Origin of the sequence: Mesorhizobium sp. M1409, assembly GCF_040317535.1 — a bacterium.
Lineage (GTDB): Bacteria > Pseudomonadota > Alphaproteobacteria > Rhizobiales > Rhizobiaceae > Mesorhizobium.
In genome coordinates this window covers 172,789-197,836 of sequence record NZ_JAMYKV010000001.1, presented here as the reverse complement: position 1 = coordinate 197,836, position 25,048 = coordinate 172,789, and the positions used below count along the sequence as shown (strand labels likewise).

Sequence of the window (25,048 nt, the reverse complement as noted above, 5' to 3'; positions counted from 1 at the left end):
TTCGATTCTGTTCAAATCAAAAGGCCTTGCAGGCTGCCGTTTGTCCCCGGATTTGTCCAAACGGATGTGTCGTGGTCACATCCGAATATCGATCCTAATGGTTAATCATCGCTTATTGAAGTCGAAATGCGGTAACACCGTGGCGATATCCCGTCAAAAATTGTACACAGGGTTACTTGGTAAACCACTGGTTTAGATCATGTTTCCGCCTTTGCGCGGAACACGATCTGTTACCGTTAGCCTTAATGCGTGAACAGCGTTGTGCCGCCACAATCCGCCAACGGCCGGTATACGGCCTATTGTGGCATTGCGGACTGGCGCCGGCCTTGTGCCTCAGGAAGCGAGCCGGTCGACGCGGCCGGTCTCGGGATCGATGCCGTATTCCTTGAGCTTGCGATAGAGCGTCGAGCGGCCGATGCCGAGTCGGCGGGCGACTTCGCTCATCTGGCCGTTGTAGTGATCGATGGCGAGCTTGATCATCTCAAGTTCGACATCGGCCAGCGCGCGTACATTGCCGCGATCGTCGAGCGCCCGCAACGTGCCGAAGCGGGGCGGCAACCTGGCCGGCGCATCGGACCCGGTTGCCGGGCTAACCTCGCCGGGCAAGGCTTCTTCTTCGTACCCCTCCGGAGGCAGGGACGGCGACGGCGCATCGTCGTCCGTGTCGAGGTTGACGGTGCCTTCCACCTGCGCCCGGATCTGCGGGAAGTCCTCCGTGGTCAGCACATCGCCTTCGCAAAGCACCGAGGCCCGGAAGACGGCATTTTCGAGCTGCCGGATGTTTCCGGGCCAGTCATAGGCCTGCAGCACGGCGAGCGCCGCGGCCGAAATGCCTTGCAGGCGGCGACGCGGGTCGGCCGGCGCGACCTTGTCCATGAAATGGCTGACCAGATAGGGGATGTCGTCGCGGCGGTCGCGCAGCGGCGGTACGAAGATCGGGTAGACGTTCAACCGATAGAACAGATCCTCGCGGAACTTGCCGTCCTTGACCTGCTGCAGGAGGTTGCGGTGCGTCGCCGAAATCAGCCTGATGTCGACCCTGACGGTCGAGCGCCCGCCGACCGGGTCGACCTCCCCGTCCTGCACGGCGCGCAACAGCTTGACCTGCACGTCGAGCGGCAGGTCGCCGATCTCGTCGAGAAACAGCGTGCCGGAATGCGCTTCGACGAATTTTCCGGTGTGCTTGTCGGTCGCGCCGGTGAATGAGCCCTTCTCGTGGCCGAACAGGATCGATTCGACCAGATTGTCGGGAATGGCGCCGCAATTGACGGTGACGAAGGGTTTCGAGCGGCGGTCGCCGCTGCCCTGGATGGCGCGCGCCACCAGCTCCTTGCCGACGCCGGACTCGCCCTCGATCAGGATCGGAATGTTGGATGCCGCCGCTTTCTGGCCGAGGCGGATCACCCTGTCCATGGCCGGGCTGTGCGTGATCATGTCCTTGAAGGTCAGAAGGCCGCTGCGCCGGCGCGACGTGCGCTTGACCTCGCCCTCGACGGCCTCGACCTTGAGCGCATTGCCGATCGACGCCTGCAGTCTGTCCGGAGACGCCGGCTTGACGACGAAATCGAAGGCGCCGTGACGCATCGCCGAGACCACGGTCTCGATGCCGCCCTGGGCGGTCTGCACGATGGCCGGGACATTTATGTCGCGCTCGCGCATCGCCTTAAGCACGCCGATGCCGTCGAGACCGGGCATGACCAGATCGAGGATGACCACCGAAACCTCGCGGGCGCTGGGCCCGTCGAGGACATCGAGAGCAGCCGCGCCGCCATCGACGACGATGGCCGTGTAACCGAACCGAGTCACCGCCGCTTCGAGCAGCCGGCGCTGCACGGGATCGTCATCGACTATGAGTATGGAACCTGTCATGACTGGTATGACTGCCCGCCCGAGGAATTCTGCCCTGTGGACCATCTTGGCACAGGGTTCTAAATAAGGTTTCAAAAAACCCGGTGAATGAATTCCTTAGGATTTGACCGGCTTCTCGTTTCCCCTTGAACCTTGGCCACGGAAGGTGTCGGCGATGCACATGGTTTCTGGGCACACGGTTTCCGCTCGGCGGCTTGCGGCGCCAGCGTCCGGCCAGGGCGCGGCCGAGCTTGGCGACCTGCCGGAATGGAACCTTGCCGACCTCTATGCCGGCATGGACGCGCCGGAGCTGAAGCGCGATATCGCCAAGGCGGCCACCGATGCGATCAGCTTCGAGAGCCGCTGGAAGGGCACGCTGGCCGCCGAGGCCGAGCGCGGCAGCGGAGGCAGGCTGGGCGAGGCGCTTGTCGCCTACGAGGCACTGGAGGAACTGATCGGCCGCATCGTCTCCTATGCGGGACTGGTCTATGCCGGCAACACCGCCGACCCGCAGCGCGCCAAGCTCTATGGCGACATCCAGGAGAAGATGACCGACGCCAGCGCGCACCTTCTGTTCTTCGCGCTCGAACTCAACCTGATCGATGATGCCGCCATCGAAGGCGCGCTCGCCGGCGATCCCGCATTCGGCCACTATCGGCCGTGGGTGCTCGATCTGCGCAAGGACAAGCCCTACCAGCTCGAGGACCGTGTCGAGCAGCTCTTCCACGAAAAATCGATCACCGGGCGCGGTGCCTGGAACCGACTGTTCGACGAGACGATGACAGATCTTCGCTTCGCCATCGACGGCGAGGAACTGACGCTGGAGCCGGCGCTGAACCGCCTGCAGGACGCCGATAGCGAGGTGCGCCGCCGGGCGTCCGAGGCGCTGGCCACGACCTTCCGCAAGAATTTGCGCACTTTCACGCTGATCACCAACACGCTGACCAAGGACAAGGAAATTTCAGACCGTTGGCGCGGCTTCGAGGACATCGCCGATTCACGCCATCTCGCCAACCGCGTCGAGCGCGGCGTGGTGGATGCCCTGGCGTCCGCCGTGCGCGATGCCTATCCGCGCCTGTCGCACCGCTACTACGCGATGAAGGCGCGGTGGCTCGGCATGGAGGTTATGAACCACTGGGACCGCAACGCGCCGTTGCCGGATACGCCTCAGGCGATCATCGGCTGGGACGAGGCCAGGAACACCGTGCTGTCCGCCTATCAGCGCTTTTCGCCCGACATGGCGGAGATCGCGCGAACCTTCTTCGACCACAACTGGATCGACGCGCCGGTGCGTCCGGGCAAGTCGCCCGGCGCCTTCGCGCATCCGACCGTGCCGTCGGCGCATCCCTATGTGCTGCTCAACTACATGGGCAAGCCGCGCGATGTGATGACGCTGGCGCACGAACTTGGCCATGGCGTGCATCAGGTGCTGGCCAGCGGCCAGGGCGCGCTGATGGCCTCGACGCCACTGACACTGGCCGAGACGGCGTCCGTCTTCGGCGAGATGCTGACCTTCCGCTCGCTGCTCGACCAGACCACCGACAGGCGCGAGCGCAAGGCCATGCTCGCCCAGAAGGTCGAGGACATGATCAACACGGTCGTGCGCCAGATCGCCTTCTATGAATTCGAGCGCAAGGTGCATGCCGAGCGCAAGAACGGCGAACTGACCTCCGACAGGCTCGGCCAGTTCTGGCTCGAAGTGCAGGCCGAAAGCCTGGGTCCGGCGATCAAGCTGCGCGAAGGCTACGAGGTGTTCTGGACCTACATCCCGCACTTCATCCATTCGCCCTTCTATGTCTATGCCTATGCTTTCGGCGACTGCCTGGTGAACTCGCTCTATGCGGTCTACCAGAACGCCGAGCGCGGCTTTCAGGACAAGTATTTCGAAATGCTCCGCGCCGGCGGCACCAAGCATCATTCAGAGCTTCTGGCGCCCTTCGGCCTTGACGCCACCGACCCCGCCTTCTGGCAGATCGGGCTTGGCGTCATCAGCGGCCTGATCGACGAGTTGGAAGTGCTCGACACGTGAAATGCGTCCCGCGGGCGTCACCAAACAGTTTAGCCGGAATGCACATTGGTATGGCTGTATTCTTGCTCTAAATATCTGTTCTTGAAGTACTCTCCACCGAAGTTTTTCCGATAGCTTTCCACGAGCTCTATGATAGCCTTCGCTACAAGCTCAGCCGGAGCGCATGCGGATCTGCGAGGAAATATCTCAGCCGGCCGTAGCACTCAGGCGAACGCGACGATGGCCGTTGGCCATGGCAAGCAAGGCCGATTGCCGACAGCTCGAACCGAAGCCGGCTGTTCCGCGAACCGCGGAACCACCATCGAGTAGTCCTTCGCCGAAGGTCATGACCCCACGGCAGACGGATCTGACTGGAGAGACACAATGGGCACTTTTTTCTACATGCTCCTGGCGTTCCTGGTAGGCGTGCTGGTGGGCTGGTTCCTGTGGGGCCGCCTGCGCGGTGAGTTGGACAGCTTGCGTGGCGACATCGACCGCACACGCGGCGAGCGCGACAGACTGCGCGCCGACAGCGACCGGCTGACCGGTGAACTCAATGCATGCGGCAAGACTCGCGCCGACCTTGAGCGCCGGCTGCGCGATGCGCAGGCAGCACCCGCTGCCAGTGCCAAGACAAACGCTGCCCCCTCGGCCGTGATGTCGACACCTTCGACGGCCAAATCCGCGCCCGTAAAGCCGGCGCCTGCCAAACGGGCGGCCGCGAAGGCCGCCCCTGCAAAGGCGGTGGCTGCGAAATCGGCGGCGCCAAAGCCGGCAGCGTCGAAACCTGCGGTCAAGTCCGCGGCGAGCAAGCCGGCAGCCGCGGCCTCGGCAGCCAAGAATTCGACCGCACCAAAGGAAGCCCCAGCCAGGAAAGCCGCACCGGCACCGGCCAAGCCAGCATCCGGCAAGCCTGACAATCTGCGTCGGCTGATCGGCATTGGGCCGGTCAACGAGAAGCTGCTCAAGGCGCAAGGCGTCACCAGCTTCGCCCAGATCGCCAGCTGGACAGCCGCCGATGTCAAGCGGATCGAGGACGTGATGAATTTCGACGGCCGCATCGCACGCGAGCGCTGGATCGAGCAGGCCAAGCTGCTCGCCGCCGGCAACGAAAAGGAATTCGCCAAGCAGTTTCCAACTGCGGGAACCGCCAGCAACACTTGAGCGGCAGAGGCAATATTGTTGCAAACGGCGGTGCCCAGGGCGCCGCCGTTTTGTTTTTGGCCCGCAATATTGACCCGGAAATGGCCTTGAGATCGGCCCCAAGGTCGGCTTTGAGTGGCAGCGTGCCGTTCCCTCGATTGCGCGCGAGCGGCCCCCCATATAGAGCGGTCGACGGCTTCATCGACCGCAGCATCCGAGTCCCATGTCCGTGCCCGCCGCCATTTTCCGCAACGACGAAAGCGCGCGCCAGCTCGTTTTCGACCGGCCGGCCGATGTCATCTTGGCGCATGAGGCAAGGGATTTCCTGCCGGCACTGGAAGCAGCGCAAGCCGCGCACGACGCCGGCAAATGGCTTGCCGGCTATTTCTCCTATGAGGCGGGGTATCTGCTGGAACCCAAGCTCGTTCCCTTGCTGCCGGACGGGCGCCGCGCTCCGCTCGTGTGCCTTGGCGTTTTCGATGCGCCGGTCGAAGAGGCGGTGCCGCCCCGCAACACCGCGGCGACCAATGGCCCGATCTTCGACGCCCGCGCGACGTGGTCGCCCAAGGACTACGAGAAGCGCTTCTCGCGGCTGCACCAGCACATCAGGCAGGGCGATTGCTACCAGGGCAATTTGACCTTTCCGGTGCATGCGCAATGGTCAGGCGACCCGCTGGCCGCCTTCGATGCGCTGACCGAACGCCAGCCGGTAAAGTATGGCGCGCTCGTCGCGCTCGGTGAACCCATCGTGCTGTCGCGCTCGCCGGAACTCTTTTTCGAGATCGACGCCGGGGGCATGATCGAGACGCATCCGATGAAGGGCACGGCGTCCCGCGGCGCGACCAAGGCCGAGGACGAGCGGCAGAAGATCTTCCTACGCAACGACGAGAAGAACCAGGCCGAAAACCGCATGATCGTCGATCTCCTGCGCAACGATATCTCGCTGATCAGCGAGGTCGGCACGCTGGACGTGCCGGCGCTGTTCCGCATCGAAACCTATCCGACCGTCCATCAGATGGTGAGCGATGTCAGGGCCAAACTGCTTCCGGGTCTCTCCATCCGCCAGATCTTTGCGGCGCTGTTTCCTTGCGGCTCGATCACCGGCGCGCCAAAGATTCGCGCCATGGAAATCCTGCACGATCTGGAAGGCACGCCGCGCGATGTCTATTGTGGCGCCATCGGCTGGATCGCGCCCGGCGGCACGATGCGCTTTTCCGTGGCGATCCGCACGATCTCGCTCTTTTCCGGCGGCGAGGCCGTCTACAATGTCGGTGGCGGCGTCGTCTTCGATTCGACGGCGCGGGAGGAGTATCAGGAGTGTCTGCTGAAAGCGCGCTTCGCGACGGGAACACCGCCGATTTCCAGCTGATCGAGACCATGCGCTGGGAACCCGGCTCGGGCTTCCTGCGCTTCGATCGTCATCTCGCCCGCCTCTACGGCTCGGCGGCTGAGCTCGGCTTCCGCTATGATCCGGGCAAGGTCGGCGAGGCGCTGAGCAGCGCGGTCAGCGGGTCCGGCATTGCCATGCGCACCCGCCTCGTCCTGTCGCATGACGGCAAGGTGACCGCCTCGGCACACCCCTACGAACCGCTCGCCGCCGACAAGGTCTGGTTGCTGCGGCTGGCGCGAACGAGGCTCGATTCGCACGATCCGCTGCTGCGCCACAAGACCAGCCGGCGGCAGCTCTACACGCACGCCCGCGCCGAATATCTCATCACCCAGGCCGACGAGGTGATCCTGGCCAACGAGCGCGGCGAAATCTGTGAAGGCACCATCACCAATGTCTTCGCCGATTTTCGGCGACGGCGCGCTGGCGACGCCCCGGCTCGACTGCGGCCTGCTGCCTGGCGTATTGCGCGCCGAGCTTCTGGATGAAGGCCGCGCCCGTGAAGCGATCTACAGCTTGGACGATCTGAAATCCGCAAGGACGCTGTTCGTCGGCAATTCGCTGCGCGGACTGATTCCGGCCAAACTTACCTGAGAGAAGCCCAGACAATGTTTGTCGTCTCGCTGAACTACAAAGTGCCGCTGACCGAGATCGACCGCTTGCAGGCCGCGCATGTCGAGTGGCTGAAGGCCTGCTATGCGGACGGCATCTTCGTCGCCTCCGGGCCGAAGAAGCCTAGGACCGGCGGCGTCATCATCGCACGATGTCCGCGCGAGGTGCTCGACGTCAGGCTGGCCGCCGACCCTTTCGCCAAGGCAGGCGCGGCCGACTATGATGTCACCGAATTCCTGGCGAGGATGACCGCCACCAGCCTCGATCATTTCAAGGAAGCATGAGCGTGGCCGAGGTGCTCCCCGCCCACACGCCCTACGACGGTTCGTCGAAACTCTTCAGCATCGGGCTGAAGCCGCTCGATCCGGCGGACTGGATCGAGGTCGACGATCATCTGCTGCCTTATCTCGCCGAGAAGCGCCGGCTCTATGCCGAAATCCCCGAGCGTGTTTTCGTCGAGGAGGATGGCACGCGGGACGCCCAGCAGGAAGTGCTCGATTTGCTCGATGCGCATCTGCTGGAGAGGTTCCCCGAAACCTATCGGCGCACCGGGTCGGGGGTCGAGGCCGTGGGCGCGGCGGGCCGCCTGCCTGCTTCCCTCGCCGATGCTCCGCTGGCTAGGGCCTCACAGCTCGTCCAGGAAGACCTGATCCTGATGCGCCGTAGCGACGCCGGCTGGCGGCTCGTTGCCGGCTCGCTGTGCTTTCCCTCATCCTGGTCGCTCCTGGAAAAGTTCGGTAAGCCGCTGCAGGACATCCACGCGCCGGTGCCGGGTTTCGGCCCGGGCACGCGTCCGGCCGAGCTGATCCACCGGATGTTCGATGGCCTCCAGGGACAAGCCGTCGAGCGCTACAACTGGTCGATCCAGTCGGGCGACGCGCTCTATCATCCGCTCTCCGACCTGCAGCGCATGGACCGCGCCACCAACCGGCCGTCGCGCTTTCCCGATGGCGATATCGACGCCCATGCCTTCATCCGCGTCGAGCGGCAAACCCTGCGGAAACTACCGGTTACACGTGACATCCTGTTCACCATCCGCATCCATCTCGACCCCCTCACCGTGCTCGCCCGGCATCCGGATCGGGCAACGCTGGCTGTATCTTTCGCCGGCCAGCTCGAAGCGCTCGATCTCGCCCAGCTCGACTACAAGGGCCTGACATCAGACCGCGACCGGCTGATCGTGGTCCTTAACCACATGGCCAATGACGGCTAGCCGCTGGTTGGCGCTTTTCGCTGGTTTGTGACAATGATCTGTGATGTAGCGCATGGCCGCCGGGCAAGGATGCCCGGTTTTGTGTGCGTTTTTCCCAGCTTCCTGGGCTTTGAAGGAGTGTTCGATAAAATGGCGACTGAAAACTGGCCCGTTTACGGTGAGATCACCGGCCCTGTCGTGATGATCGGCTTTGGTTCGATCGGCCGGGGAACGCTGCCGATGATCGAGCGCCATTTCCAGTTCGACAAGTCGCGCATGACGGTCATCGACCCGCGCGACACCGACCGCAAGCTGCTCGACGAGCGCGGCATCGCCTTCGTCCAGGAAGCGGTGACCGAGAAGAACTACAAGAAGCTCTTGACGCCGCTTCTGACCAATGGCGGTGGTCAGGGCTTTTGCATCAACCTGTCGGTCGATACCGGCTCGGTGGATCTGATGCGCCTCTGCCGCAAGCTCGGCGTGCTCTACATCGACACCGTCGTCGAGCCATGGCTCGGTTTCTATTTCGATGCCGAGGCCGACAATGCCAGCCGCACCAACTACGCGCTACGCGAGGCGATGATCCAGGAAAAGCACGACAAGCCCGGCGGTGCGACGGCCATCTCCACCTGCGGCGCCAATCCAGGCATGGTCTCTTGGTTCGTCAAACAGGCGCTGGTCAATCTCGCCACCGATCTTGGCCTCGAGTTTTCGGAGCCTGCGCAGGACGACCGCGAGGGCTGGGCCAAGCTGATGAAGAAGGCCGGCGTCAAGGGCATCCACATCGCCGAGCGCGACACCCAGCGCGCCAAGAAGCCGAAGCCGATGAATGTGTTCTGGAACACCTGGTCGGTCGAGGGCTTCATCTCCGAAGGCCTGCAGCCCGCCGAGCTCGGCTGGGGCACGCATGAGAAGTGGATGCCGAAGAACGCCAAGAAGCACAAGCATGGCTCCAAGGCCGCGATCTACCTGGAGCAGCCCGGCGCCAACACGCGCGTGCGCTCATGGTGCCCGACGCCCGGCGCGCAATACGGTTTCCTGGTCACCCACAACGAGGCGATCTCGATCGCCGATTTCTTCACCGTACGCGGCAAGAAGGGCAAGGTGCACTACCGCCCGACCTGCCACTATGCCTACCATCCCTGCAACGACGCGGTGCTGTCGCTACACGAGATGTTCGGCGCCGCCGGCAAGGCTCAGCCTGTGCACCACGTGCTCGACGAGAACGAGCTGGTCGACGGCCTCGACGAGCTTGGCGTGCTGCTCTACGGCCACGACAAGAATGCCTACTGGTACGGCTCGCACCTCTCGCTCGCCGAGGCGCGCAAGCTGGCACCCTATCAGAACGCCACCGGCATGCAGGTCACCTCGGCGGTTCTCGCCGGCATGGTATGGGCATTGGAAAACCCGGAGGCCGGCATCGTCGAGGCCGACGAGATGGACTACAGGCGCTGCCTGGAAGTGCAGTCCCAGTATCTCGGGCCGGTCGAGGGCCACTACACCGACTGGACGCCGCTCGATAACCGTCCCGGCCTGTTCCCGGAAGACCTCGACCGGGACGATCCGTGGCAATTCCGCAACATCCTCGTTCGATAGCGGTGCGTTCCATAGGCCCCATTGCCTTGCAATCGCCCGGAAATCGGGCGATTGAAGGATGCGGACGAGAGCGACCGCGTGCCCGTTTGACAGCACGGCGTGCGCTCTGGAAACTTGGATGCCCGCATCGTGCTTTCCGAAAGTCGATTCCGATTTTTCGGCCGATGCGAGAGGAGAGGATTTTCACATGACTATTGCGCGCAAGGTTCTTTCTATGAGTTTGGCGGGGGCCATTGCGGCGTTGCTTGCTGCTTGTGCCACCAGCGGCCCCGATGAACCGCCGATGGCGGCGTCGCCGAAAGGCGTTGAAGGCTCCTGGATCGACGCCAAGGGCACCGGCCTGTCGACCTTCGCCGGCGGCACCTTCACGACCGTCGCCACCGACACAGGCCAGAAGCTTGCCGATGGCAGCTACACGATGACCGGCGCCACTTCGGTGCAGATCAACGGCACCTCTCTGATCCGCCAGACGCCAGTCAGCTTCAACTGCCTGATGGTTTCGACAAGCCAGCTCAACTGCACCAGCGCCAGCGGCCAGAATTTCGTGCTGACACGACGCGTCTGAACCAGCGAGCATTCGCTCTCCTAAGGACGGCGGCCGATTGGCCGCCGTCCTTTTTTATGCCGGCAAAGGTTCCCGGATTTCCGCTTGCGTCATCTGGAACGCGATGGGAACATGGCCAAAGCGCCGACTGTAATGTTCCAGTCAAGCAAGAGCGTTAAAGGCCTCGATCAGCTTTCCGGGAGACGAAGATGAAGAAGCTTGCTGCCATTGCCGCCCTGTCCGCCTCAGCCCTCGGCCTGTCGGCCGGCGCATCCTTTGCCGACTACACACTGAACATCCTGCACATCAACGACTGGCACAGCCGCATCGAGGGCAACAACAAATATGAATCGACCTGCTCGGCCGACGAGGAGACCAAGGGCGAGTGCATCGGCGGCGCAGGTCGGCTGATCACCGCTATCGCCCAGGAGCGCAAGAAGCTGGAAGGCCAGAATGTGCTGCTGCTCAGCGCCGGCGACAATTTCCAGGGCTCGCTGTTCTACACGACATACAAGGGCAAGGTCGAAGGCGAATTCCTCAACCAGATGAAGTTCGACGCCATGGCGCTCGGCAACCATGAATTCGACGACGGCGAAGTCGCCTTGGCGCCGTTCCTCGACATGATCCAGTTCCCGGTGCTGGGTGCCAATGTGAAGGCCAACGCGCAATCCAAGCTCGGCGACCGCGTCAAGCCGTCTGTTGTCGTCGAGGTCGGCGGTCAGAAGATCGGCGTCATCGGCGCGATCACCAACGACACCCCGGACCTCGCCTCCCCCGGCCCCAATGTCGCCATCGAGGATGACGTCAAGTCGATCACCGCCGAGGTCGAGAAGCTGAAGGGCGAGGGCATCAACAAGATCATCGCCGTGACCCATATTGGCTACAGACGCGAGCGCGACGTCATTGCCAAGATTCCGGGCATCGACGTCGTCGTCGGCGGCCACAGCCATTCGCTGCTGTCGAACACCGACCCCAAGGCTGAAGGCCCCTACCCGACGATGGTCGACAACCCGGACGGCTACAAGGTGCCGGTCGTGCAGGCGGCGTCTTACTCGAAATATCTCGGCGAGTTCAAGGTGGTGTTCGATGACAATGGCGTCGTCAAATCGGCCAGCGGCGACCCGATCTATCTCGACAAGTCGATCACGCCCGACCCGGCCGTGCTCGCCCGCATCAAGGAGCTTGGCGCGCCGATCGAGGCGCTGAAGAACAAGGAAGTGGCCGAGACCACCGACGTGATCGACGGCAGCCGCGAGAGCTGCCGTACCCGAGAATGCGCGATGGGCAACCTCGTCTCCGACGCCATCCTCGACCGCGTCAAGGGACAGGGCGTCGAGATCGTCATCTCCAATGGCGGTGGGCTGCGCGCATCGATCGACAAGGGCACCGTGACCATGGGCGAGGTGCTGACCGTGCTGCCGTTCCAGAACACGCTGGCAACCTTCCAGATTTCCGGCAAGGACCTGGTGGCCGGTCTTGAGAACGGCCTCAGCCAGGTCGAGGACGGCGCCGGGCGCTTCCCGCAGGTCGCCGGCCTGAAATATTCCTTCGACAAGTCCGCCGCACCCAATGCCGGCCGCGTCAAGTCGGTGGAGGTCATGGAAGGCGGCGCCTGGACGCCGCTCAATCCGGACAAGGACTATCTGGTCGCCACCAACAATTATGTCCGCCAGGGCGGCGACGGCTACAAGGTCTTCGCCGACAAGGCGAGGAACGCCTATGACTACGGTCCGGGTCTTGAACAGGTGGTTGCCGACTATCTTGGCGCCCACCGGCCCTACACGCCGAAGCTCGACGGCCGCATCACCGAGATCGCGGCGACCGTCGCGGCGGCACCCGCGGCCGAACCAGCCAAGCCGGCCGAAGCAGTTCCGGCTACCCCGGCACCCGCACCGGTTGAAGCCGCCAAGCCCGCGGACGCGGCGCCTTCAATGCCTGAATTGCCGGCCAACTCGGGCGATATCGCCAACACACCGCCGGCCATATCGACTGAGACAGCGCCAGCCCCGCCTGCAGCACCGGCCGAACCGGCAAAACCGGCTGAAGTGGCACCGGCTCCTGCCCCTGCGGCACCGGCACCGGCACCGGCCGAAAGCAGCCATGTCATCGTTGCCGGCGATACCTACTGGGATCTGGCGGTGAAGGCCTATGGCGACGGCACCAAGTGGAAAGTCATTTCGGACGCCAACAAGGGCTACGAGCCGCGTCGGCTTCCGGTCGGCGCGACCCTGACCATCCCGCCGAAATGACCTCGCTTCGATGCCTGAAAGACACCGCCCGCCCGAGAAACCGGGCGGGCGTCCTGTTTTCGGGATAAGGTGCGGCCAGACGCTGCATTGAAAGCGCACACAAGATGGTTAGGTTCGCGTCTCCCGGAGAACCCTTATGACGCTATCCACCCCTGTCGATCCCAAGGCCGCGAAGGCACTTGGCCCGTTGCCCGCCGGACACCCGCCGGTCAAGGCGGGCAAGATCGGCATCATGCTGGTCAATCTGGGCACGCCTGACGGCACCGATTTCAAGTCGATGTGGCGCTACCTCCGAGAATTCCTGTCCGACCCACGCGTCATCGAACTCAACGGGGCGATCTGGTATCCGATCCTCTATGGCCTGGTGCTCACCAGGCGACCGAAGACGTCGGGCGCCAACTATGCCCGGATCTGGAACCGGGAGAAGAACGAGTCGCCGCTGCGCACCTACACTCGCGGCCAGGGCGAGAAGCTGGCCGAAGCGCTGCGCGACCTGCCCGAAATCGTCGTCGATTGGGCGATGCGCTATGGCAATCCTTCGACCGAAAGCGTTGCCCAGCGTCTGGTCGACCAAGGCTGCGACCGCATTCTTTCGTTCCCGCTCTACCCGCAATATTCGGCGACGACCACGGCAACCGCCAACGATCAGCTGTTTCGCGCGCTGATGAAAATGCGCCGTGCACCGGCCATCCGCAGCGTGCCGCCTTACTACGACGAGCCGGTCTACATCGAAGCGCTGGCGCGCTCGATCGAACAGCATCTGGCGACGCTTGATTTCGAGCCGGAGGTGGTCATCACCTCCTATCATGGCATCCCGAAACCCTATTTCGAGAAGGGTGATCCCTATTATTGCCATTGCCAGAAGACGACGCGATTGTTGCGTGAACGGCTCGGCTGGGATGACAAGAAACTGATCATCACCTTCCAGTCGCGCTTCGGCGCGCAGGAATGGCTGCAGCCCTATACCGACAAGACGGTCGAGAGACTCGCGCAGGACGGCGTGAAGTCGATCGCCATCGTCAATCCCGGCTTTTCCGTCGACTGCATCGAGACGCTGGACGAGATCGGCCGCGAGGCGGCCGAGACCTTCCATCATGCCGGCGGCAAGAACTTCGCCCATATCCCTTGCCTCAACGACAGCGCCGAGGGCATGGCGGTGATCGAGGCGATGGTGCGGCGCGAACTGTCCGGCTGGGTCTAAAGCAATTCCAGGAAAAGTGTGAAACGGTTTTCCGTCCGGAATTGCTTCAAACAAGAGTTGGAGCGGCTCGCCGCTTCCGTGAAGCGGTGAGCCGCTCTGAAGCGGAACAACACAAGCTCCGGGGCGTTAAGGCGCGCCCTCCGGAGAATTCGATGCCCCGCAAGCTCGACCTGAGAACTGGACGGCCAGTCTGGTCCGCCTATCGCGCGCCTGCGGTGCCGACGGACAGCCTGACCCGGGACGTCAAGACAGATGTGCTGATCGTCGGCATGGGCATCAGCGGCGCCATGATGGCGGAAGCTCTGACGGCGCAGGGCCATGCGGTGATCTGCATCGACCGGCGCGGCCCGCTGAAAGGCTCGACGGCCGCGACCACCGCGCTGGTGGAATTCGAGCTTGATCAGCCGCTTTCGACGCTGTCAAAGATGATCGGCAGAGACTCGGCGAACCAGGCCTGGCGACGCTCGCGGCTCGCCATTTCCAATCTTGCCGCCCGCATCGCCGAACTCGGCATCAATTGTGGTCTGAGCCGCACGCCTTCGCTCTATCTGGCCGGCACCTTGCTCAGCCCATCGCAACTGCGTGACGAGGCCGACGCGCGGCGGCAAGCCGGCATCGGCGCGACCTACCTCACACCGGCGGCGCTGGCGGAAAATTTCGGCATCGATCGTGATGGCGCCATCCTCAGCCATGGCAATATCGCACTCGACCCGCGCAAGCTGACGGCCGGCTTGTTGCTCAAGGCCGTGGAGCGCACGGCACGTTTCTATGCCCCCGTCGAAGCGACGGTGATCGTGGACAGCGCCGACGCGGTTGTCGTCGCGACCAGGGATGGCCCGACCATCATCGCGCGACATGTTGTTCTGGCCACCGGCTACGAACTCGTCGATATCGTGCCGGCAGCAGTCCACCAGATCGTCTCGACCTGGGCGATCGCGACACGACCGCAATCGCGAAAGATCTGGCCTCGGGCAGCCTTCATCTGGGAAGCGTCGGACCCTTACCTCTATCTGCGCGCGACAGCCGACGGCAGGGTCGTCTGCGGCGGCGAGGACGAGGACTTTGTCGATGAGACCCAGCGCGACGAGCTGATCGCTGACAAGAGCGCACGCATTGCCGAAAAACTTGGCCTGATATTTCCGCATCTCGACACCAGGCCTGAATTCGCCTGGACCGGTTCTTTTGGCACCACGACCACCGGCCTGCCCTATATCGGCGCCATTCCCAGGCATCCTCGCATCCATGCGGTGATGGGCTACGGTGGCAACGGCATCACCTTTTCGCGGATCGCTTCCGAGATTGTCTCGGCTTCGATCAACGGGCTGGACGATACGGATGCAAGGCTGTTTTCTTTCAACCGTAGGATGCAATTCGACAAACAATCCATCATCACCTGATTGTAACGCGTCTGAAATACACTTAAGCCTTTGGTGAAGTCGGTTGCGCGAGAATGGCTTGTGCGGCCTACGTCCGAGGGAGAGCCAAATGGATTTCAGTGGTTTCGATATTGCGGTTGGTGCACTTGCCCTTCTGGTCTTGGTGCTTCTGATCAAAGGCATTAGGACGATCCCGCAAGGCTACAATTATACGGTGGAGCGCTTTGGCCGTTACACCAAGACACTGAGCCCGGGCCTCAATTTCATTTTCCCGTTCGTCGACCGCGTCGGCGCCAAGATGAACATGATGGAGCAGGTGCTTGACGTTCCAAGCCAGGAAATCATCACCCGCGACAACGCCATCGTCGGTGTCGACGGCATTGCCTTTTTCCAGATCCTCAATGCGGCGCAGGCCGCCTACCAGGTTGCGGGCCTGCAGAACGCCATCCTCAATCTGACGATGACCAACATCCGCACCGTCATGGGTTCGATGGATCTGGACGAGCTGTTGTCGAACCGCGACGCCATCAACGAGCGGCTGCTGCGCGTCGTCGACGAAGCAGCGCATCCGTGGGGCATCAAGATCACCCGCGTCGAGATCAAGGATATCAACCCGCCGGCCAACCTCATCGAATCGATGGGTCGGCAGATGACGGCGGAACGCAACAAGCGCGCGCAGATCCTCGCCGCCGAAGGCCTCAAACAGTCGCAGATCCTCGAAGCCGAAGGCCGCAAGGAAGCCGCCTTCCGCGACGCCGAGGCACGCGAACGTTCGGCCGAGGCGGAAGCCCGCGCCACGCAGGTGGTGTCGGAAGCCATTTCCAAGGGCGACGTGCAGGCGCTGAATTACTTCGTCGCCCAGAAATACACCGAAGCGCTGGGCAAGATCGGCACGGCCACCAACAGCAAGATCGTGCTGATGCCCTTCGAGGCGTCGTCGCTGATCGGTTCGCTCGGCGGCATTGGCGAAATAGCCAAGGAGGTTTTCCGCAGCGAAGGCACGACCGGCGCGCAAAGGCAGGCCGCGCGCCCGCCAGTCGTTCGCCCGACCGATAACTGAGCTCGAAACCCATGATCGACCGCATCATTTCCGAACTTGGCCCGTGGAACTGGATGGTTCTCGGCTTCGCCCTGCTGGTGATGGAAATCATCGCGCCCGGTATCTTCATGCTGTGGATCGGCATCGCCGCCCTGATCATCGGCGCCGTGTCGCTGCTGATCTGGGACACCGCTTTCTGGACCTGGCAGGTCCAGGTCCTCGCCTTCCTGGCGCTGTCGCTGGTCTCGGCCTATATCGGCAAGAGACTGGTCGGCAGTCGCAATGACCCGACCGACCAGCCGCTGCTCAACCGGCGTGGCGCGCAAATGGTCGGCAGGATGGCGACACTTGCCGAACCGATCCGGGATGGACGTGGCCGCATCAAGCTGGGCGACACGCTGTGGCGTGTCTCCGGTCCGGATCTGCCGGCCGGCACGCAAGTGCGCGTGACGGGTGCGGCCGACACCGATCTGGAGCTGACGGTGGAGCCCGTCTGAACGTTCAGGCCGCGCCGATCCGCAAGAGATCGTGCAGGTGGATGAGGCCGACTGGTTTGCGGCCCTCCACCACCATCAGGCTGGTGATGGCTGAATTGTTGATCGTCTGCAGCGCCGTCGCCACCAATGTGTCAGGCGCCGCCGTCTTCGGTCTTTTTGTCATCACCTGATCCACCGTCATCGCCAGCAGATTGCTGCCGATATGACGGCGGATGTCGCCATCGGTGATGATGCCGACCAGCGCACCGTCGGCGTCGGTGATCGCCACGCAGCCAAATCCCTTGCGCGACAGTTCCAGGATCGCGTCCTGCATGCCGGTGCCGGTGACCACCAGCGGCAGCCTGTCGCCGACATGCATGATCTCGCGGATCTGCGTCAGATTGGCGCCGAGCTGGCCGCCCGGGTGGAAGGTGCGAAAATGGTCCGGCGTGAAGCCGCGCGCTTCGAGCAGGGCGATCGCCAGTGCATCGCCCATTACCAGTTGCAGCAGCGTCGATGTCGTCGGCGCCAGGCCGTGCGGGCATGCCTCCGGCGCGCGCGGCAAAAGCAGCACGACGTCCGCGGCCCGAGCCAGTGCCGATGTCTCTCCGGCGGTGATGGCGATAAGTGGGATGGAGAAGCGCCTGGAATAGGCGACGATGCCCATCAGTTCCTTGCTTTCGCCCGACCACGACATGGCGATGATGGCGTCGTCCCTGGCGATCATGCCGAGATCGCCGTGATTGGCTTCGGCGGGATGGACAAAGAAAGCCGGCGTGCCGGTCGAGGCCAGCGTCGCCGCGATCTTCGAACCGATATGGCCGCTTTTGCCGACACCGGTGACGATGAGCCGGCCTTCAATCCCGGAGATCGTCTCGACGGCCTGGGCGAAAGGCGCGGCCAATCCGTTCTCCAAGGCCTCGGCAAGGGCCGCTACTCCGGCCTGTTCGGTCGCCACCGTCCTCAGCGCCGAATCGATCGACGCTTGCCTGTCCAAAGGCTTGTTATCCAGGGATCCCGCATGCATGGCTGAAGCGATTAGCGCTTTGCCGGCGCGCTGTCCAACGGAAATGGCCCTGGGCATGTCGCCCGAATGTGTGCGGCGGTTTGCGACAACGACAGGCATGGAGACCAAAAAGCTTAACGCGCGCCGTATGAATCCCTTGGGAAGTCAGCGCTTCAGGCGGCCAACGGCCTGCCGCCTCAACCCTCCGTTAACCATCCCCATTTACGGTTCGGTAAGTATGGCGCGCGTGCGCCGCGCAAGCAGTGGTGGCGATGTCCGGGGCCCAGCCAGAAAAATCGAGAGGACGTGAGGGCAAGGCGGTCTGCGCCTTGCTGCTGGCGACCAGCATGTTTGCCCTGCTGCGCCCAACGGCGCTCCATGCGCAGGAAACGGAACTGCGCGGCGAGGTTTCGGAATCGGCGATCCTGTCCGACCAGCAGCGCAAGGCGAGACAGCTCGCTTTGGCGGCGCAGGGTCAGGCCCCGACCAATGCGGCGCAAGACAATGCGCTGGCCCGCACCTATCTGCCGGCCAGCGCCGGCGCTGTGCCCGACGATACGGACACCGGTGACGCAACCGCGACCGGCAGCGTTTTCGACCCGCCGGCAGCCACCGACGATACTTCCGCCGACACCGCGGCGCCGCCCAAGCCTCGCCGCCGCTCATCGACCGCCGGGCAGAATGCGGCCGACCAAGCCAGGGACAAGACCGCGGACAAGTCGAAAAAAAAGAAGAAGTCGACGGCGGCAGCCACCGACATCACCGCTTCCACGACCGCCTCCACGACGGATGCCAGCGATAGTGCAGGCACCGACGAGGAAACGGCCAACCGCCGCGCCCTCACCATCGACAGCGCCGACAAGCAGAAGCTCGACCCAGGAGCGGAGCGCACGAACGCCATCGAAGGCCAGAAAAAGAAGCCGGAGGATGACCCGTTCGCCGCCACCGGCGTCAAATGGGGCTCCTTCGTCATCCGACCGACGATCGAACAGGGCCTGACCGCCACGTCGAACGGCGATTCGAGCAATGCCGGCAAGTCGGCACTGCTGTCCGAGACAGCGCTGCGCTTTTCCGCCGCCTCCGACTGGCGCGAGAACTCCGCCACGATCGACGGCTATGGCCTGTTCCGCGAGACCGTCTCGGGTTACCCGGTTCACAATGAGCAAGGGCGCATCGAAGGCCAGCTCAATCTCGACCTCGACAATGAACTGCGCGCCATCGCCAAGCTCGGCTATGAGGCCGTGCCGGAATCGGCGTCGTCGCCGGACGCCATCGCGGGCGTCAGCAAGCAGCCGCTGCGGCAGACCATCAACGGCAGCCTCGCCGTCGAAAAACACGTCGGCAAGATGCAGTACACGCTCACCGGCGCGGTCTCGCACGACTTCTATGGCGACGCCAGGCTTTCGAACGGCACCTCGCTGTCGCAGAAGGATCAAGACTCCACGCTCTACACCGCGACCTTGCGCACCGGCTACGAGATCTCCCCCGCCCTCACCCCTTTCACCGAAATCGAGGTTGGCCGCCGGGCCTATGATCAACGCATCGACAATGAAGGCTTCGAGCGCTCGTCGACGCGGCTAGGCGCCCGCGCCGGCCTTGCGCTCGACATGGGTGAGAAACTGTCGGGTGAATTCTCGGCCGGCTGGCTCAGGGAAGCGATCGATGACAAAGATTTGGATGCGATTTCGGGTGCCACCATCAACGCCGACCTCAAATGGTCGCCCGAACGCGGCACCACGATCGGCTTGACCGGGCGGACCACCGTCGAGCCCACGACCACGGCCAATGAAAGCGGCGATATCCTCTATTCCGGGCGCCTGACCGCCGAACGTCGGATTCGCGCCAACCTCACCGGAAATGCGGCTTTGGGCCTGGACTGGCGTGATTATGTCGGCATCGACGGCCACGACAGGATCTTGAGCGCCGAGGCGGGCATGACCTTGTGGCTGAACCGCTATGCCGGCCTGACCACAAGGGTGAGGACCGAAAAGCTGACCAGCAATCTACCGGGCCGCGACTATACCGCCAACAGCATCTTCCTCGGCGTGAAAGTGCAGAGATAGGAAATCTAGCCAAGCACAGTCAGGCAAAGCCATATGTCGCGAGCTTGACTGCCTTAAGCGGCGCCGAGCCGCTCCGATGGTCTTATCTCATCGAGAAGGGTGCGGATCACGCCGGCCATGTTCTCGTTCATGTCGCTGCGCCACAGTGCGAAGGCGACATTGGCCTCGACAAAACCTTCCGGCGATCCGCAATCGAACGTGCGGCCCCGATAGTGGTAGCCATAAAAGGCCTGCTGCTTTTCCAGCTTCAGCATCGCGTCGGTGAGCTGGATCTCGTTGCCGGCGCCCTTTTCCTGGACTTCGAGGATCTTGAAGATCTCGGGCTGCAGGATGTAGCGGCCGTTGATGTAGAGATTGGACGGCGCGGTGCCGGTCTTCGGCTTTTCCACCATCTCGGTGATGCGGAAGCCGTGATGCGTATCCTCGCCACGGCCGACGATGCCGTATTTGTGGGCTTCGGCGGGATCGCATTCCTGCACGGCGATGATGTTGTTGCCGGTTTCCTCGTAGAGCTCGACCATTGCCTTCATGCAGCTCTTCTCCGACTGCATGATCATGTCGGGCAACAAAAGCGCGAACGGCTCGTCGCCGACGAGCTCGCGGGCGCACCAGACGGCGTGGCCGAGCCCCATCGGCACCTGCTGGCGGGTGAAGCTGGTCTGCCCCGGCGCCGGCTGCAGCCGTTGCAGGCGAGCGAGTTGGTCGTCCTTGCCGCGCTGGGCCAGCGTGTCATAGAGCTCGAACTGGATGTCGAAATGGTCCTCGATGACGGCCTTGTTGCGGCCGGTGACGAAGATGAAATGCTCGATGCCGGCCTCGCGCGCTTCATCCACCACATATTGGATGACTGGTCGGTCGACGACGGTCAGCATTTCCTTGGGGACAGCCTTGGTGGCCGGGAGAAACCGTGTGCCGAGACCGGCGACCGGGAACACTGCCTTGCGAACTCTCTTCATGCAGTCAATTATCCGTTTGATGGGCAGCTCCGCAATCCCCGTTGCAAGACATTTTCACGCCGGAATTGAGGATTACTGGCCGACAGGGCAGGAGCGTTCGCCGGAAACCTTCGAGACGTCTTTTCGTTCGCGGCGGCACCTATGGTAAACTAATTCCTAACCTGGTTCGGCGATGAATGGTCTTTCCTGAGACAGAGAAGGAGGAAAAGATGTCCGTTCGCAATGCCGCAAAACGTTTTGCCAGCGTCATAGCGGCAGCCAGCCTCTCGCTCGCTCTGCTGATGCCTGGCCCCGCTTTCGCCGATGCCGGCTTCCGGCAATGGGTTGCCGGCTTCCGCGCCACCGCCGTGCAGAGCGGCGTTTCCGGCGCCCTCTACGACGAGGCCTTCAGGGACATCAGGGATATTGACCCGGTGGTGCTGGAAAAGGCGCGCACGCAGCCTGAATTCACTGCCCCTGCCTGGGACTATTTCGACAACCGCGTCCATGACCAGTCGGTCTCGGTCGGCCAGCAGATGGCCAGGAAATGGAAGCCGTGGCTGGACAGGATCGAGTCACGGTTCGGCGTCGACCGCTACATCCTGCTGGCCATCTGGTCGATGGAATCGAACTATGGCGAAATCCTCAAGCGCGACGACATCATGCGCAACGTCGTGCGCTCGCTGGCGACCTTGGCCTATGCCGATCCGAAACGGGCGAAATTCGCCCGCACCCAGCTGATCGCCGCGCTGAAGATCCTCCAGACCGGCGATATCGACGAAAGCCATCTGAGCGGATCGTGGGCGGGCGCCATGGGCCACACCCAGTTCATCCCGACCAGCTACCTGCACTATGCCGTCGACATGGACGGCAACGGCAAGCGCGACATCTGGAATTCTATTCCCGATGCGCTGGCGACCGCCGCCAACCTGTTGAAGAAGAATGGCTGGCAGGCAGGCAAGACCTGGGGCTACGAGGTCGCCCTGCCTGCCGGCAAACTTCCCGGCGGTTCCAAGACGCTGTCGCAATGGCAGGCTCTCGGCGTGGTCAGGGCCAATGGCAAGCCGTTCAAGAACGGCTCCGACAAGGCGACGCTGAAGGTGCCGGACGGCCGCAGCGGGCCAGCCTTTCTGATGATCAAGAATTTCTCGGTCATCAAAGCCTACAACAATGCCGACAAATATGCGCTTGCCGTCGGTCTTCTTGCCGACGAGATCGCCGGCTCCAGCGGTCTCGTGCAGGACTGGAAGCGGCCTTTCACCAAGCTCACTTTCGAGGAAAGGCAGGAGCTGCAGAAGCGGCTTTCCCAGCACGGCCTCTACGAAGGCAAGTTCGACGGCAAGATCGGCGACGGTTCGAAGTCAGCCATCATGGCGTTCCAGGCCGGCGCCGGCTTGGCCCAGGATGGCTATCCGAGCATGGAAGTGCTGAAGTGGCTCCGGCGGAAATAGAGCCACCTGCGGTGCCGCGCGGCCTTTCGGGCGCGCAAAGGACACTGTAGCGATCTGCCAGGGATGGAGGAAACGATTGGCTTCGGCTGCGCGCATCGCAGGGCTTGTTCGTCGCATGCCGGTGCTCATTCTGGCCGTAATCGTGCTCGCCGTCGGTATGGCCGGCGCCTTTCATGCACCGGCCATGGCGCAGGAGCAGCAAGACCGCGGCTGGTCGTTGCGCGACCTTCTGTTCCCGCGCCGCAGCGAGCGGTTCGAGCCGCCGCTGGATATCCAGAAGGCAAGGCCCAGGCCCAAGGTGAAAAAACCCCGGACGCCGCGCCCGCCCGCGGAACCGGAAACCCCTGTGGTCGAAAAGGCGCCGGATGCCCGCACCGTCCTGGTGGTCGGTGACTTCATGGCGGCCGGTCTCGCCGAAGGCCTCGACACCGCCTTTGCCGAGAATGCCGGCGTCAGGATCGTCGTTCGCGGCAATGGTTCGTCCGGCTTCGTGCGTGACGACTTCTACAACTGGCCCGAACAGATCAAGTCGTTGATCGAGACCGAAAAACCCGCCGCCGTGATCGTCATGCTGGGCTCCAACGACCGCCAACAGATGAAAATCGGCGACGTCCGCGAACAGCCGCGGTCCGAAACCTGGACCAAGGAATATGAGCGTCGCACCGACGCGTTCGGCAAAGCCATTACGGAGGCCAAGGTGCCTTTCCTTTGGGTCGGCATGCCGGCCTTTCGGGTACAGAAGATGACCTCCGACATGCTTGCCTTCAACGACATCTACCGTCAGGCCGCCGAAAGCCATGGTGGCGAATTCGTCGATATCTGGGACGGCTTCGTCGATGAGAACGGTGCCTTCGTCACCAGCGGCCCCGATATCAATGGCCAGCCGGTGCGACTGCGCGCCGATGACGGCATCAACGTCTCGAAGGCAGGCAAGCGCAAGCTTGCCTTCTATGCCGAAAAGCCGCTGTTGAAGATCCTCGGACTGACCGCGCCGGGGAGTGTGGTCACGGCATCCGCCCCGGCCGGCGCTCCCGTGGAGGCGCCGGCGCCGGCCGCGGCCCCCATTGTCATCGACCGAACCGCACCGATGCTGCTCAGTGATCCGGCACTCGATGGCGGCACCGAGCTGCTTGGCGCGGCACCGCTGGCGAAGGCTAATCCGGACCTGCCGGGTGAAAAGCTAGTAATCGAGGGCAAGGCACCAAATGCCTCGCCCGGCCGCGCCGACGATTTCTCCTGGCCGCCGAAGGCTGCCATCGCGACCGACACCACGACCGCGATCAATCGGTGAATGGTGAATGGTGAATGGTGAATGGGAGGATATCTTCACTATTCACTATTCACTATTCACCACGGCAGAACGCTCGATCCCATCAGCGCCTCGTCGATCGAGCGTGCCGCCTGGCGGCCCTCACGGATCGCCCAGACGACCAGCGACTGGCCGCGACGCACGTCGCCCGCCGCATAGAGCCTGTCGACGCTGGTCCTGTAGTCACGGTCGTTGGCCTCGACATTCCTGGAGCGGCGGTTGTCGGTGACGATCTTCATCTCACCGTCCAGCTCAGTCGCCACACCAGCCTTCGCCGGACCAGCAAAGCCGATGGCGATGAAGGCGAGATCGGCGCGGATGACGAATTCGGTGCCGACGATCGGCTTGCGCTTGTCGTCGACCTCGCAGCACTTGACGCCGGTCAACTGGCCTTCCTCGCCGATGAATTCGAGCGTTGCCACCTGGAATTCGCGCTCCGCGCCTTCGGCCTGCGAGGACGAGGTGCGCATCTTGGTTGCCCAGTAGGGCCAGACCGAAAGCTTGTCTTCCTTCTCCGGCGGCTGCGGACGGATGTCGAGCTGGGTAACACGCACGGCACCCTGGCGGAAGGCGGTGCCGACGCAGTCGGACGCGGTATCGCCGCCGCCGACGACGACGACATGCTGGCCGCCGGCGATGATCGGATGCGACGGCCACGCCACAGACTGGATCGGTTCGCCGCCGATACGCCTGTTCTGCTGCACCAGGTACGGCATCGCGTCATGCACGCCGCCGAGATCATCGCCGGGAATGCCGGCCGCACGCGGCGTTTCCGACCCGCCGCAATAGAGCACGGCATCATGTTCGACCAGCAGCTCGGCAACCGGCTTGTCGACACCGACATTGACGCCGCAATGGAAGGTGACGCCCTCGCCCTGCATCTGCTCGATCCGGCGGTCGATATAGTGCTTCTCGATCTTGAAGTCGGGAATGCCGTAGCGCATCAGCCCGCCGGGCCGGCTTTCGCGCTCATAGACATGGACGTCGTGGCCGGCGCGGCCGAGCTGCTGGGCAGCCGCCATGCCGGCCGGGCCGGAGCCGATGACGGCGACACGCTTGCCGGTCTTCTTCTCTGGCGGATAAGGCCTGATATGGCCGGTTTCATAGGCCTTGTCGGCGATCGCCTGCTCCACCGTCTTGATGGCGACGGGAATGTCCTCGAGGTTCAGCGTGCAGGCTTCCTCGCAGGGCGCGGGGCAGATGCGGCCGGTGAACTCCGGGAAATTGTTGGTCGAGTGCAGGTTGCGGATCGCGTTGTCCCAGTCGCCATTGTAGACGAGGTCGTTCCAGTCGGGGATCTGGTTGTGGATCGGGCAGCCTGTCGGCCCGTGACAGTACGGAATGCCGCAATCCATGCAGCGCGCGGCCTGTTTCTCGACCTCCTTGTCCGACATCGGCAGCGTGAATTCACGGAAATGCCGGATGCGGTCGGAGGCCGGCTGGTACTTGTGCACCTGCCGGTCGATTTCGAGAAAGCCTGTTACCTTGCCCATAGTCCAGTTCCTGCTGTCCAGATGGTGCGGTTTTCGCCGCACCCGTTAACCTCTTGAGGCAGCCATGGCAACCTTTCGCACGAGGTCAAACTATCGATGAAGATGGGCCGGGAAACCTGG

At 63.2% G+C, this 25,048-nt stretch carries 19 protein-coding genes and 1 pseudogene; 16 read left to right on the top strand and 4 right to left on the bottom strand.

What is annotated here, in order from left to right:
* Window positions 1–333 precede the first annotated feature (333 nt).
* Window positions 334–1,869 carry a sigma-54-dependent transcriptional regulator gene (locus tag NKG99_RS00950; protein ID WP_352863299.1) on the bottom strand — a complete coding sequence of 512 codons (1,536 nt, stop codon included), beginning with the start codon at window positions 1,867–1,869 and terminating at the stop codon, window positions 334–336.
* Window positions 1,870–2,029: 160 nt separating this feature from the next.
* Here NKG99_RS00950 and NKG99_RS00945 point away from each other — a divergent pair, with 160 nt between their 5' ends.
* The 13 genes and pseudogenes from NKG99_RS00945 to NKG99_RS00885 all read left to right on the top strand — a co-directional run bounded on the left by NKG99_RS00945 (window position 2,030) and on the right by NKG99_RS00885 (window position 16,692).
* Complete coding sequence (locus NKG99_RS00945; RefSeq protein ID WP_352863298.1) at window positions 2,030–3,877, top strand: M3 family oligoendopeptidase; 1,848 nt, start codon at window positions 2,030–2,032, stop codon at window positions 3,875–3,877.
* Between the two features lie 363 nt (window positions 3,878–4,240).
* Window positions 4,241–5,020 (top strand): helix-hairpin-helix domain-containing protein, encoded by a 780-nt coding sequence (locus NKG99_RS00940; RefSeq protein WP_352863297.1) that lies wholly within the window; start codon window positions 4,241–4,243, stop codon window positions 5,018–5,020.
* A 202-nt stretch (window positions 5,021–5,222) separates the two neighbouring features.
* On the top strand, window positions 5,223–6,368 hold the full coding sequence (locus NKG99_RS00935; protein ID WP_352863295.1) for an aminodeoxychorismate synthase component I: 1,146 nt from the start codon (window positions 5,223–5,225) through the stop codon (window positions 6,366–6,368).
* Window positions 6,317–6,980 (top strand): annotated as a pseudogene (locus NKG99_RS00930) (aminotransferase class IV family protein). Before NKG99_RS00935 ends, NKG99_RS00930 begins: the two are co-directional and overlap by 52 nt.
* Before the next feature lie 14 nt (window positions 6,981–6,994).
* Window positions 6,995–7,282, top strand: coding sequence for a YciI family protein (locus tag NKG99_RS00925; protein WP_352863293.1), 288 nt, complete (start codon window positions 6,995–6,997; stop codon window positions 7,280–7,282).
* On the top strand, window positions 7,279–8,211 hold the full coding sequence (locus tag NKG99_RS00920; RefSeq protein ID WP_352863291.1) for a heme-dependent oxidative N-demethylase family protein: 933 nt from the start codon (window positions 7,279–7,281) through the stop codon (window positions 8,209–8,211). The genes NKG99_RS00925 and NKG99_RS00920 overlap by 4 nt, the downstream gene beginning before the upstream one ends.
* A gap of 129 nt (window positions 8,212–8,340) precedes the next feature.
* Entirely contained in the window at window positions 8,341–9,786 is a 1,446-nt protein-coding gene (locus NKG99_RS00915) for a homospermidine synthase (RefSeq protein WP_352863289.1), read from the top strand.
* A 187-nt stretch (window positions 9,787–9,973) separates the two neighbouring features.
* The gene (gene omp10 / locus NKG99_RS00910) at window positions 9,974–10,351 is read left to right on the top strand and encodes an outer membrane lipoprotein Omp10 (RefSeq protein ID WP_352863287.1); all 378 of its coding nucleotides are present in this window, start codon (window positions 9,974–9,976) and stop codon (window positions 10,349–10,351) included.
* A 188-nt stretch (window positions 10,352–10,539) separates the two neighbouring features.
* Window positions 10,540–12,579 (top strand): 5'-nucleotidase C-terminal domain-containing protein, encoded by a 2,040-nt coding sequence (locus tag NKG99_RS00905; RefSeq protein ID WP_352863285.1) that lies wholly within the window; start codon window positions 10,540–10,542, stop codon window positions 12,577–12,579.
* Window positions 12,580–12,715: 136 nt separating this feature from the next.
* On the top strand, window positions 12,716–13,780 hold the full coding sequence (hemH, locus tag NKG99_RS00900) for a ferrochelatase (RefSeq protein ID WP_352863283.1): 1,065 nt from the start codon (window positions 12,716–12,718) through the stop codon (window positions 13,778–13,780).
* 152 nt (window positions 13,781–13,932) lie between these two features.
* Window positions 13,933–15,177, top strand: coding sequence for an NAD(P)/FAD-dependent oxidoreductase (locus tag NKG99_RS00895; RefSeq protein WP_352863282.1), 1,245 nt, complete (start codon window positions 13,933–13,935; stop codon window positions 15,175–15,177).
* Window positions 15,178–15,265: 88 nt separating this feature from the next.
* Window positions 15,266–16,216: an SPFH domain-containing protein gene (locus NKG99_RS00890; protein WP_352863281.1), complete on the top strand. Its 951-nt coding sequence runs from the start codon at window positions 15,266–15,268 to the stop codon at window positions 16,214–16,216.
* Between the two features lie 11 nt (window positions 16,217–16,227).
* Entirely contained in the window at window positions 16,228–16,692 is a 465-nt protein-coding gene (locus NKG99_RS00885; RefSeq protein WP_352863280.1) for an NfeD family protein, read from the top strand.
* A gap of 4 nt (window positions 16,693–16,696) precedes the next feature.
* Here the strand turns inward: NKG99_RS00885 and NKG99_RS00880 are convergent, their stop codons facing one another.
* Window positions 16,697–17,698 (bottom strand): KpsF/GutQ family sugar-phosphate isomerase, encoded by a 1,002-nt coding sequence (locus tag NKG99_RS00880; protein ID WP_352863279.1) that lies wholly within the window; start codon window positions 17,696–17,698, stop codon window positions 16,697–16,699.
* A gap of 251 nt (window positions 17,699–17,949) precedes the next feature.
* Here NKG99_RS00880 and NKG99_RS00875 point away from each other — a divergent pair, with 251 nt between their 5' ends.
* Window positions 17,950–19,740: an outer membrane beta-barrel protein gene (locus tag NKG99_RS00875; RefSeq protein WP_352863278.1), complete on the top strand. Its 1,791-nt coding sequence runs from the start codon at window positions 17,950–17,952 to the stop codon at window positions 19,738–19,740.
* A gap of 53 nt (window positions 19,741–19,793) precedes the next feature.
* Here the strand turns inward: NKG99_RS00875 and galU are convergent, their stop codons facing one another.
* On the bottom strand, window positions 19,794–20,696 hold the full coding sequence (gene galU / locus NKG99_RS00870) for a UTP--glucose-1-phosphate uridylyltransferase GalU (RefSeq protein ID WP_352863277.1): 903 nt from the start codon (window positions 20,694–20,696) through the stop codon (window positions 19,794–19,796).
* Between the two features lie 209 nt (window positions 20,697–20,905).
* On the opposite strand from galU, the gene NKG99_RS00865 reads away from it, so the two are divergent.
* Window positions 20,906–22,126: a lytic murein transglycosylase gene (locus NKG99_RS00865; protein WP_352863276.1), complete on the top strand. Its 1,221-nt coding sequence runs from the start codon at window positions 20,906–20,908 to the stop codon at window positions 22,124–22,126.
* Window positions 22,127–22,202: 76 nt separating this feature from the next.
* Window positions 22,203–23,417: an SGNH/GDSL hydrolase family protein gene (locus tag NKG99_RS00860; protein ID WP_352863275.1), complete on the top strand. Its 1,215-nt coding sequence runs from the start codon at window positions 22,203–22,205 to the stop codon at window positions 23,415–23,417.
* A 56-nt stretch (window positions 23,418–23,473) separates the two neighbouring features.
* Here the strand turns inward: NKG99_RS00860 and NKG99_RS00855 are convergent, their stop codons facing one another.
* Window positions 23,474–24,928: a glutamate synthase subunit beta gene (locus NKG99_RS00855; RefSeq protein ID WP_352863273.1), complete on the bottom strand. Its 1,455-nt coding sequence runs from the start codon at window positions 24,926–24,928 to the stop codon at window positions 23,474–23,476.
* Window positions 24,929–25,048 lie beyond the last annotated feature (120 nt).